The sequence below is a fragment of the Vibrio sp. SG41-7 genome (assembly GCF_014164465.1).
Lineage (GTDB): Bacteria > Pseudomonadota > Gammaproteobacteria > Enterobacterales > Vibrionaceae > Vibrio > Vibrio splendidus.
Genome location: NZ_JACJFF010000160.1, coordinates 1 through 8,893 on the forward strand (window position 1 = coordinate 1; position 8,893 = coordinate 8,893).

Genomic DNA, 8,893 nt, shown 5'->3' on the forward strand with positions numbered 1-8,893 from the left:
ATTTTGAGCCAAAGGTTGAAGATAACTTCCGAACTGAAAGCGACTAACAACGGGTCTTTGACCCGTATCCGGACTTTCAGTCCGTAATACTAACCCACCTACTTTAGTAGGTGGTTGTTAAGTTTTGATGTCGATGCAACACTGGTTGATACCCAAGTGGTTATCGACAATATTTGGAAAAAATGGTGCAAGACTGTTGGTGTTCGTTTTGAAACCATGAGTGAGTATATCCACGGGCGAAAAATCGAAGAGACACTGAGCTGTATTGGCATGGAATTCTCCAATGTCACTGAGGTCAATAAAGTCAAAACTATTGCGACCCAAGAGATGAAGCGCGCCAAGGCTATACCAAATTCCCATGATTTTTTATCAAAATTAGGCCCGGATTGCTGGTCAATCGCAACGAGTGGACCTAGAGCGGTCGCAACAACAAGCTTGAAAGCCTCCGGTTTTACGTTGCCAAAGGTCATGATTTGTGCCGAAGATGTGGTACGAGGTAAGCCAGCACCGGATCCTTTCCTTAAAGCCGCAGAAGCTTTGGGCGCAAAACCCGAAGATTGCGCTGCAGTTGAAGATTCACCATCTGGCGTACTATCGGCCAAGCAGGCAGGATGTTTCACGATCGCTCTATTAACCAGCCATACCAGAGAAGAATTAAAATCAGCAGATTTGATCGTAAATGGGTTTGATGAGCTCAAACTTACCTGCAGTCCGATTGGAACCTATCAGATTCATCGTGCTTATTAGAAAGATCCTTTAATTTTATCGTAAGAGGAATAGATAACAATGAAACTAGTATCGCCCTCAAAAGAATTTGAGTCCGCTTTTAAGGTGTATTACCAAGACTTCTTGGAGCACGACATCGATAACTCTGATTATTACAAAGACGGTGTTCTTGATTTTTCTCGTTATATTGAATGCTTAGATGATGAGGCTAGAGGCGTTAACTTACCCGATGGTTATGTGCCATGTAATCATTATTGGTTGGTAAATGATGAAGGAGAGATACTCGGCGCCATTCGTGTTCGTCATCGCATCGATAATGAGTTTCTTTCACTGGAAGCGGGGCACATTGGCTACGATATTGCTCCCTCAAAGAGAGGTTCTGGCTACGGCAAGGCAATGCTCAAATTCGCTATTCCAAAAGCGAGCTCTCTGGGTATTAAACAAGCTTTGATTACCGCGGACGAAGACAATATAGCTTCACGAAAAGTCATTGAGACAAATGGTGGTAAGTTTGAAAAAATAGTTTTTGGTAAAGTCTTTCCTGGCCCAGTAGCTCGTTATTGGCTTGACTGTCAGTAACGCAATACAGTTTAGGTGACAGATAAAAAGGAATTTTGATGTTCAAAATAGAGACTGCTAGGTTGGTTCTAAGAGACATGACGTTTGAGGATCAAAGCGCGTTTGTCGCTATGTCACAGGATGCGAAATATCAGCGCTTCTATGATGAGAGTGATTGTGAGCCTAGTAAATACCATCAACTCACCCAATTGTTTGTTGAACAGGCTAAGGAAGCTCCTCGCCAGTCCTATCAATTAGCTGTTGAAAGCAAAGAGTCAGGGAAGTTTATCGGAACCGTGTGTTTGCGCCTTGAAGATAACCAGCAAGCTTCAATGGGCTGCGCTTTTGCGAGAGAAATTCAGGGGAAAGGGCTACCCACAGAAGCGGCCAAAGCGCTGGCTGGTTTTGGGTTTTCAGAGTTAGGGGTTCATCGAATTTATGCGGAAACCATTGGTGAGAACCTAGCGGCGATAAGATTGTGCAAGTCACTTGGAATGAGACAAGAAGCTTGCTTTAAAGAGCACCGATTCTTCAAAAATAAGTGGTGGGATACCGTTGTATTAGCGATGCTTCGCTCAGAGTGGGAAGGTGTAAGTAATGGAGAGTGAACGACTAAAATTAACGCCTCCTTCATTAATCCACACTGATGAAATGTTTAACGTTGTTCAAGAATGTATGGCTGAGCTGTCCGAATTCTTGCCTTGGGTTTCTGAAGCCATAACTCGGCAACAACTTGAATTTAATACTCAAGAGGCCGCCAGTAATTTCTCTAATTTTATGGGGGAGTTTTGGTTCAATATTATTGAAAAGAACACTGAGGCGTTCATCGGAGCCATTGGTTTTATTATCCGCGACGATTCTGTACCTTGTTTTGAAATCGGTTATTGGCTACAAACTTCGAAAACTGGATTTGGTTATGTGAGCGAGGCGATCCAACTTGTCGAAGAGTTTGCCTTCTTCAATAAAGGGGCAAAGCGGGTTGAAATAAAAATGGCCGCAACGAATTTGAAAAGTCAGGCAGTGGCGAAGCGATGTGGCTACCAGCAAGAAGCATGTTTAGCTAATGCTCGGCGTTTACCTTCTGGAGAGTTAGATAACACGCTGGTTTTCGCCAAAACGTGCTTGTTTTAATTTATTCTAAAAATCTGAATAGATACTTTGTATTGTATCCGTTTCGAGTGGCGGATCTATTGCTCGAAGATAACCATGACTTAGTGCAGAAAGGTTATGGTTGGATGCTAAAAGTACTCAGTCAAAGAGAACCTCAACAGGTTATTGGTTATCTGAATGCTAAGTATGCCTCAATACCAAGAGTGGCTTTTCGCTACGCGATTGAAAAGTTTGATAATGAGATTAAGCGAGAGTTGATGTCGCTTTGACTAGCGGCGTTTGAAGCCAAATTATAACCACAACACCCTAACGTAAACCGCATTTAACTATGTAGAGGTTTCTGTAGCAGTTTTTGTTTTTTGGAGAAGTTTGAAATGAGTGTCACTATCAGTTTGGCCCAAATTCCTGTCATAAGAGGCAACTGGAGAGAAAACCTAAAGCAACATCTAAAAATGATAGAGCAATCTTCAAATTACAATGCGGATGTGGTTGTTTTCCCCGAGCTATCACTGATTGGCTATGAGCTTGATTTGGCCCAAGAGTTTGCGTTGTCTCTTGAACCATCAAATTTTGAAGAATTATCTCGTGCTTCGGTTCAAAGTGAGATGATTGTTGTGGCTGGTTGTCCCCTGCGAGTTCCAGACTTATCCCATCCCACCATAGGTGCTGTTGTTTGCTTTCCTGATGGTCGGGTTGAGTTCTACTCTAAACAGCACCTGCATGATGGTGAAGGTGAATACTGCTCCACTGGCGATGTTGACTATGTATTTAATGTCAACGGTCATAAAATCGCGCTAGCAGTATGTGCTGACTTCATAGAGGCGGATCACTCCCGACGAGCCAAACATCTGGGTGCTGATATCTATTTAGCGAGCGCTTTAATCTCTGAGAATGGCTTTGACCCGGATTCTAAAATCTTATCGGGAATTGCGTCGGAACACGGTATACCAGTATTACTGAGCAACCATACCTCTGTGACGGGAGGCTGGGAAACGTGTGGTAAGAGTTCGATTTGGAATTCGCAAGGAGAGCTCGTGATCAGTGCAAACTCCAAAGAGAGTGGCATTGTTCTATGTACTATCTCGGGCTGTGAAACGGATCTTAATCTAACTGGAAAGTGGCATGCTAAATCAATCTAGAGGTATCGACAAAGACGGGTTCATCGAAACCCCATACTCTCATAAGAATATCGCTCCCGAATTCCAAGATGCCGTGAATGCTGTTATTGATTCGTTGTTAAGTGGCCTTCCGAATCAAATTGATGGTATCTACTTATACGGAAGTGTGTCGAGAGGCACGGCGGTTGTTGGTCGCTCGGATTTGGATGTTTCTATCATACTCAATACACCGATTAACCCAAAAGAGAAGCGAGTATTTCAGCTCCTTTCCGACACCATTCCCAAAGCATATCCCCAAGTCAGTAAGCTTGATATCGACCCTGGCTTTCTTTCTGAAGTGCTGCAACCACAAGAAAAATTCCATTGGCAGTTTTGGCTCAAGCATTGTTGCTGTTGTATTTGGGGGAATGATCTATCTATAAATTTTCCACGATATAAGCCCAGTAATGAAATAGCCCAAGCTCTTAATGGCGATTTATCGACTTTTCTTAAGCAAATGCCCTCGAGTTTCAAAACAATGACTGATGCGGATGTCGTTAAGGTAATTGGCAAAAAGTTAGTGCGAGCGACGTATTACTTTGTGGCCGAGCAAGACGGCAGTTGGTACACCAATCTGAGCCAGTGCGCTGCAGTCGCCAAGCGCTATTACTCCAATCAAAGCGACGATATTGAGCTAGCTCATCAATACGCTCTCGGAAATTTGATATCTAAAACGGAAGCTTTTGAATTGTATGAAAGGCTGAGCAAAAAGCTGATTCGAGAGTAGGTGAATCGGCTAGTCAATTTGGAGGAATGGTGGTATATGCATACCACTTCGCATTTGTTTTATAAGTTATGGTCAGTTTAATGTTTAAAAAACTGATGTGTTGTAGTTTCTCTCTTTCGTTATCGATAAGTGCGTGAGGAACAAGAATGTACGCCAATAAGTATTCAAATTTTTGGAGACGCTTCTTTGCTATCTGGATAGATTCAATCGTATTTTTGCCATTGGAATGGATAGATGATTACGTGCTTTCTGGAGTGATTAGTTCAGTTGGTGTTTTTGCTTGGGGAATTGTGAATTCACTAATAGGGATTACTTACTACGTTGGTATGCATGCCAAATATGGACAAACGATTGGTAAGATGGTCACGAGAGTAAAAGTGGTCGATGTATCTGAAAGCAGAAACCTAACCCTCAAACAGTCTTGTATGAGAGATATTGTCCCAATCATGCTTATACCTTGTAGTCTCTATGCTTATGCACAACTGTCGTTCTACGGCCAAACCTGGGAAAGCTTAGAGCAAGGCCGAGCCTTTATTTTTGTTGGTTACGCAATGATTGGTTGGGTTCTCTTAGAGTTCATCTCTATGTTGTTTAATCACAAACGCAGAGCGATTCACGACTTCATTGCGGGCTCTGTTGTCGTAAAGAAAGTCTAAATATATAAACTATGGCCTAAGGAACCCCCGATGGATGTCCACGAGTGTGTCTCTTTTATCTTGCTGAACGAATCACAAGTATTGCTAGAAAAGCGTAGTGAGTCTAAGGAGACCGATCCCGGCTTAATCACTATACCTGGCGGCCATATTGAACACGGTGAAAACCAGGTTCAGACACTCTTTCGTGAGATCGATGAAGAGCTTAATGTTGTTCCGATTGATTACCAATACTTGTGTTCGCTTTACCATCCTACGAAGGAACTTCAGTTGATTCATTATTTTATCGTGAGTGACTGGGAAGGAGATATCACCACTCAAGAGGCTGATGATGTTAAGTGGTATTCACTAGGTTCAGCTCCTGTTGGTATAGCAGCCGATGGTATTGCTTTGAAAGAAGTAGAGCGCGTGGGTAGATATCTTTAGTTTGGATTCGAACACATATTTACGACGTTTTTGAGGGCTCAAAAACGGTGAAACCCCGATGTTGGTAGCATCGGGGTTTCGAATTTCTAGATTTCTCGACTGGTAAGATCGATTATCTTTTCTATGCAGAAGGCTTGGATTAATCCAATCTTATTCCTTGGTAGGGAATTAGATACGGATGAAGTCCATGTGCTCAACTTTAGGCTTGAACGCGTGACGTTGAACGTCTTGCGGCTTAACCTTAACTTCTGCGCCGTCAATCACTAGAGTGATTGTTTCGTAGAATTCAGGCTTATCCATTTGGTTGATCACTTCAGCGTGAACAAGTTCGATAGCTACAGCTGCTGCTTCGCCACCGTAGATTACAGCTGGGAATTTACCAGCGTGACGTAGGCGGCGGCTCGCACCTTTACCTAGTTCAGTACGTACTACTGCTTCAAATTTCATAGTTTTACTCTCAAATTAGTAAAAATTAACTTCACACCTCAATGCGACCTTGAGTATGTGGTAAAGCTTAGGCATAAACTAGTTCATGCTTAAGCGAGCGCGGATACTAACATCACATTCAAATCTGAGCAAGTCAGAAGCCCATCTCAAAGTGAATTTCCTTCGATAAATGATTCGTTTGGAGATAAAACGTTCACTAGCGCTTACTTACCCCATTTTATCGTCTTTTATATTGCCTATCTTATCTATTTATAGCGCTGCTAAATCATCAAGTTAATGAACGGAAAATGAATGTTTGCCTAAGACTTGGTTAAGGCTTGGTTGGTTAATCTTAGTGTTAATTAAACAGCAGAATGAATAGGTGAAAATATGGAACCGGTAAGCATTGTCGTAATTACGCTAAACGAAGAGAAACGCATTAGCCGCTTAATGGAAGAGTTGAGCGTGCAAACCCACCAAGAGTTTGAAGTGATTGTTGTCGACTCGAACAGTGAAGATAACACCAGAGAAGTGGTGCAAGCCTATGAAAACGCGTTGCCAAAATTAACGGTTCATCATATGGAAAACCGTGGTGTGAGCCTTGGTCGTAACACGGGTGCTTCATTGGCGCAATACAACCGAATCCTTTTCCTAGATGCCGATGTGAGCTTGCCTCGAAACTTCCTTGCGAAAGCGCTTTATGAACTAGAAGAGAAGAAGCTTGAAGTGGCGGGTGTGTATATGAGCTCGAAAGGTCTGCCGCTTATACACAAGTTTGGTTACGGGCTATTTAACGCAGGCTTGTTTACTACCCAGTTCTTTTTTCCGACGGCGATTGGCGCATGTATTTTCTCGACTAAACGCGCGCATGATGAGATCGGCGGTTTCGATGAAGAGATCGTCCTGTGTGAAGACTGTGACTACGTAAAACGTGCGAGCAAAACATGGCGATTTAGATTCCTGAATATGACCTTTGGTTTTGACCCACGTCGTTTAGACCAAGATGGCGTTGTGAAGACAGGCTCAACTTATCTTAAAGCCAATGTAAGACGCTTCTTCAAAGGCGAAATGCGTAACAACGAGATGAACTACAAGTTTGGTCACTACAAAGAACAGTAAGTATTGAGGTTGTTATGTTTGATGGACTAGGGCTGTTTCTGGGGGCATTGGGTGATGCTCTCATTGGCCCAAACCTATTTGTACCGGGAGAGCCCTTCTTTATCGCAGCGGGCTTTCAACTGTATTCAGGTGCATGGATGGCGTTGGTTTTGGTGATGCTAGGCGGTTTGCTTGGTGACCAACTCAGTTATTTCATTGGTTATAAATACGGTGCTAAGGCGCAACGAAGGCTCATTAAGTTTCGTCCTAAAACCAAAAGATTGATCGCGCGCTGCCGCTATCTGGTTGCTCGTAAAGGCACATACATCATTCTTTTTGCTCGCTTATTAGGGCCTATCGCTTGGGTTGTGCCATTTATAGCTGGCTCGCATCGTGTACCGTGGCGTAATTTTAGTGTGTTGGCGTTTATCGGCTTGGCTCTTGGTGGTGGACAGTTCATTGCTTGGGGCATGTTACTGGCGCACGGCGTTGAAAACTTCCCGTGGCTTAATAGTCTTAAGATATTTATCTCTGAGCATAATAGCTTGATCGTCGGTGTGTTCGCGGTATCGGTTTTCACCATTATTGGTTATCGAATGAAGTGGCGACGCTTGGTACTTAAGTCGAGTGCGCTGTTGTTGGCGTGGGTATTGTTTGCGAACTACGCTCACTTTTTCTGGAAAGCGGACGATTTTCAGAATCAACCAGAGTCGGTTCAAATTGACAAGGTTGACTGGAATTCGGTTACCTATAAAGCGTTCCCTGGCAAATCTTCGTTTTACTCGGCACAAGCGATCAACGTAATTTATGTTGGAGCAACCCCAAGAGATTTAATGAAGCAATTAGGCTGGATAGAGAATCAAACGTTCTCTCGAAATGAGATTGAATGGGCTGGTTATCTCGCATTGCTTAGAGACAAAACGCCGCCAGTGTCCGATTTATATTGGCGAGACAAGCCGCAAGATATGGCGTTTCAATTACCGGGTAACTTGATGAAGCGTAGCCATACTCGCTGGTGGCGTGCTGGTGTTGATATTATAACTAACCAGCCTCAGTGGTTAGGCGCAATTAGTTATGATGATGGCCTTAAAGTCACCCCTTACTCGGGTATTGTTACCATACTTCATAACATCGACCCTAATGTTGATGAAGAACGAGATAGGCTCGCTAATCAGATACGAACGTCATTACCAGATATTGATATAGACAAGTACCCATTGGCTACGGTGGAAGTGATCGATGACGATCATGACTATTATACTGATGGCAGGATCTTGATGATCGGAGTAGCAACCTACCGTGATGATTCACAAGCTTTGGATGTTGCTGTGAACGATATACAGAGTGATATATAAGAGCGACCAGCTCGAGCCTTGTTTGAACCCTCCGTCAAACAAGGCTTTGCAATTTCTACTGGACTGTACCTATACAAACATAACCCCTCTCATGTAATTCCTCGGCTATAAATTTTTCAACTTTGACTATGCTGATTAAGGGCGAACAAGCAGCGAAAGCTGAGGATAACGTTATGCAAATGAATCCGATTGGTTGGTTTGAAATATATGTTGATGACATGTCGAGAGCAAAAACTTTTTATGAATCAGTATTTAAAGTGACGCTGGACAAGTTAGACAATGAAACCGGAATCGAAGTTGAGATGTGGGTATTTCCTTGCGATATGGGGAAATATGGCGCCACAGGAGCTTTATGTAAGATGTCCGGTGTAAAAGCGGGAGGCAACAGCACCATGGTTTACTTCTCTTGTGAGGATTGTGCCACAGAAGCCAGTTTGGCAGCGGCCAATGGTGGCGCGCTACAAGTACCCAAAATGGACATTGGTGAGCATGGTTTTATCAGTGTAGTGAGTGACACGGAAGGCAATATGATGTATGCGCCCCATGAACCCACGGGGCGATGTTGTTAATGTTTGAAGCTCCAAGGTAGGAGCGCATCGATATCAGGCTCAGCTTTCGCTAGCTCTTTCATGCACTTGACCATGTAGTCGTAGAGGA

At 43.3% G+C, this 8,893-nt stretch carries 12 protein-coding genes and 1 pseudogene; 12 read left to right on the forward strand and 1 reads right to left on the reverse strand.

The annotated features are described in order from the left end of the window. Nucleotides 1-114 precede the first annotated feature (114 nt). The 9 genes and pseudogenes from H5300_RS24015 (at nt 115) to H5300_RS24055 (ending at nt 5,357) form a co-directional block, all read left to right on the forward strand. The gene (locus H5300_RS24015) at nt 115-747 is read left to right on the forward strand and encodes an HAD-IA family hydrolase (RefSeq protein WP_182797085.1); all 633 of its coding nucleotides are present in this window, start codon (nt 115-117) and stop codon (nt 745-747) included. Nucleotides 748-786: 39 nt separating this feature from the next. Then, nucleotides 787-1,305 (forward strand): GNAT family N-acetyltransferase, encoded by a 519-nt coding sequence (locus H5300_RS24020; protein WP_017105714.1) that lies wholly within the window; start codon nt 787-789, stop codon nt 1,303-1,305. Nucleotides 1,306-1,343: 38 nt separating this feature from the next. Then, nucleotides 1,344-1,892: a GNAT family N-acetyltransferase gene (locus tag H5300_RS24025; protein ID WP_102562550.1), complete on the forward strand. Its 549-nt coding sequence runs from the start codon at nt 1,344-1,346 to the stop codon at nt 1,890-1,892. Further along, a complete protein-coding gene (locus H5300_RS24030) occupies nt 1,882-2,415 on the forward strand; it encodes a GNAT family N-acetyltransferase (protein ID WP_102562549.1) in 534 nt (177 codons plus the stop codon). Before H5300_RS24025 ends, H5300_RS24030 begins: the two co-directional genes overlap by 11 nt. Beyond that, nucleotides 2,409-2,663: pseudogene (locus H5300_RS24035) on the forward strand (DNA alkylation repair protein); the annotation flags it as partial. The gene H5300_RS24030 and the pseudogene H5300_RS24035, both read left to right, overlap by 7 nt. Nucleotides 2,664-2,768: 105 nt before the next feature. Next, a complete protein-coding gene (locus H5300_RS24040; protein ID WP_182797086.1) occupies nt 2,769-3,533 on the forward strand; it encodes a carbon-nitrogen hydrolase family protein in 765 nt (254 codons plus the stop codon). Continuing rightward, complete coding sequence (locus tag H5300_RS24045) at nt 3,517-4,278, forward strand: nucleotidyltransferase domain-containing protein (RefSeq protein WP_182797087.1); 762 nt, start codon at nt 3,517-3,519, stop codon at nt 4,276-4,278. The genes H5300_RS24040 and H5300_RS24045 overlap by 17 nt, the downstream gene beginning before the upstream one ends. A gap of 146 nt (nt 4,279-4,424) precedes the next feature. Continuing rightward, nucleotides 4,425-4,934, forward strand: coding sequence for an RDD family protein (locus H5300_RS24050; protein ID WP_065608038.1), 510 nt, complete (start codon nt 4,425-4,427; stop codon nt 4,932-4,934). Between the two features lie 30 nt (nt 4,935-4,964). Further along, a complete protein-coding gene (locus H5300_RS24055; RefSeq protein ID WP_182797088.1) occupies nt 4,965-5,357 on the forward strand; it encodes an NUDIX hydrolase in 393 nt (130 codons plus the stop codon). A 168-nt stretch (nt 5,358-5,525) separates the two neighbouring features. Here the strand turns inward: H5300_RS24055 and rplY are convergent, their stop codons facing one another. Beyond that, a complete protein-coding gene (rplY, locus tag H5300_RS24060) occupies nt 5,526-5,804 on the reverse strand; it encodes a 50S ribosomal protein L25 (RefSeq protein ID WP_017083319.1) in 279 nt (92 codons plus the stop codon). A 369-nt stretch (nt 5,805-6,173) separates the two neighbouring features. Here rplY and H5300_RS24065 point away from each other — a divergent pair, with 369 nt between their 5' ends. The 3 genes from H5300_RS24065 (at nt 6,174) to H5300_RS24075 (ending at nt 8,805) form a co-directional block, all read left to right on the forward strand. Further along, complete coding sequence (locus H5300_RS24065) at nt 6,174-6,902, forward strand: glycosyltransferase (RefSeq protein ID WP_017080453.1); 729 nt, start codon at nt 6,174-6,176, stop codon at nt 6,900-6,902. Between the two features lie 14 nt (nt 6,903-6,916). Then, complete coding sequence (locus H5300_RS24070) at nt 6,917-8,236, forward strand: LssY C-terminal domain-containing protein (RefSeq protein ID WP_182797089.1); 1,320 nt, start codon at nt 6,917-6,919, stop codon at nt 8,234-8,236. 173 nt (nt 8,237-8,409) lie between these two features. Then, entirely contained in the window at nt 8,410-8,805 is a 396-nt protein-coding gene (locus H5300_RS24075; RefSeq protein ID WP_182797090.1) for a VOC family protein, read from the forward strand. The last annotated feature ends 88 nt before the right edge of the window (nt 8,806-8,893 follow it).

Excerpts from the sequence above, each read along its gene's own strand:
- H5300_RS24020 (WP_017105714.1), top strand. The coding sequence starts at position 787 with ATGAAACTAGTATCGCCCTCAAAAGAATTTGAGTCCGCTTTTAAGGTG.
- H5300_RS24025 (WP_102562550.1), top strand. The coding sequence starts at position 1,344 with ATGTTCAAAATAGAGACTGCTAGGTTGGTTCTAAGAGACATGACGTTT.
- H5300_RS24030 (WP_102562549.1), top strand. The coding sequence starts at position 1,882 with ATGGAGAGTGAACGACTAAAATTAACGCCTCCTTCATTAATCCACACT.
- H5300_RS24040 (WP_182797086.1), top strand. The coding sequence starts at position 2,769 with ATGAGTGTCACTATCAGTTTGGCCCAAATTCCTGTCATAAGAGGCAAC.
- H5300_RS24045 (WP_182797087.1), top strand. The coding sequence starts at position 3,517 with ATGCTAAATCAATCTAGAGGTATCGACAAAGACGGGTTCATCGAAACC.
- H5300_RS24050 (WP_065608038.1), top strand. The coding sequence starts at position 4,425 with ATGTACGCCAATAAGTATTCAAATTTTTGGAGACGCTTCTTTGCTATC.
- H5300_RS24055 (WP_182797088.1), top strand. The coding sequence starts at position 4,965 with ATGGATGTCCACGAGTGTGTCTCTTTTATCTTGCTGAACGAATCACAA.
- rplY (WP_017083319.1), bottom strand. The coding sequence starts at position 5,804 with ATGAAATTTGAAGCAGTAGTACGTACTGAACTAGGTAAAGGTGCGAGC.
- H5300_RS24065 (WP_017080453.1), top strand. The coding sequence starts at position 6,174 with ATGGAACCGGTAAGCATTGTCGTAATTACGCTAAACGAAGAGAAACGC.
- H5300_RS24070 (WP_182797089.1), top strand. The coding sequence starts at position 6,917 with ATGTTTGATGGACTAGGGCTGTTTCTGGGGGCATTGGGTGATGCTCTC.
- H5300_RS24075 (WP_182797090.1), top strand. The coding sequence starts at position 8,410 with ATGCAAATGAATCCGATTGGTTGGTTTGAAATATATGTTGATGACATG.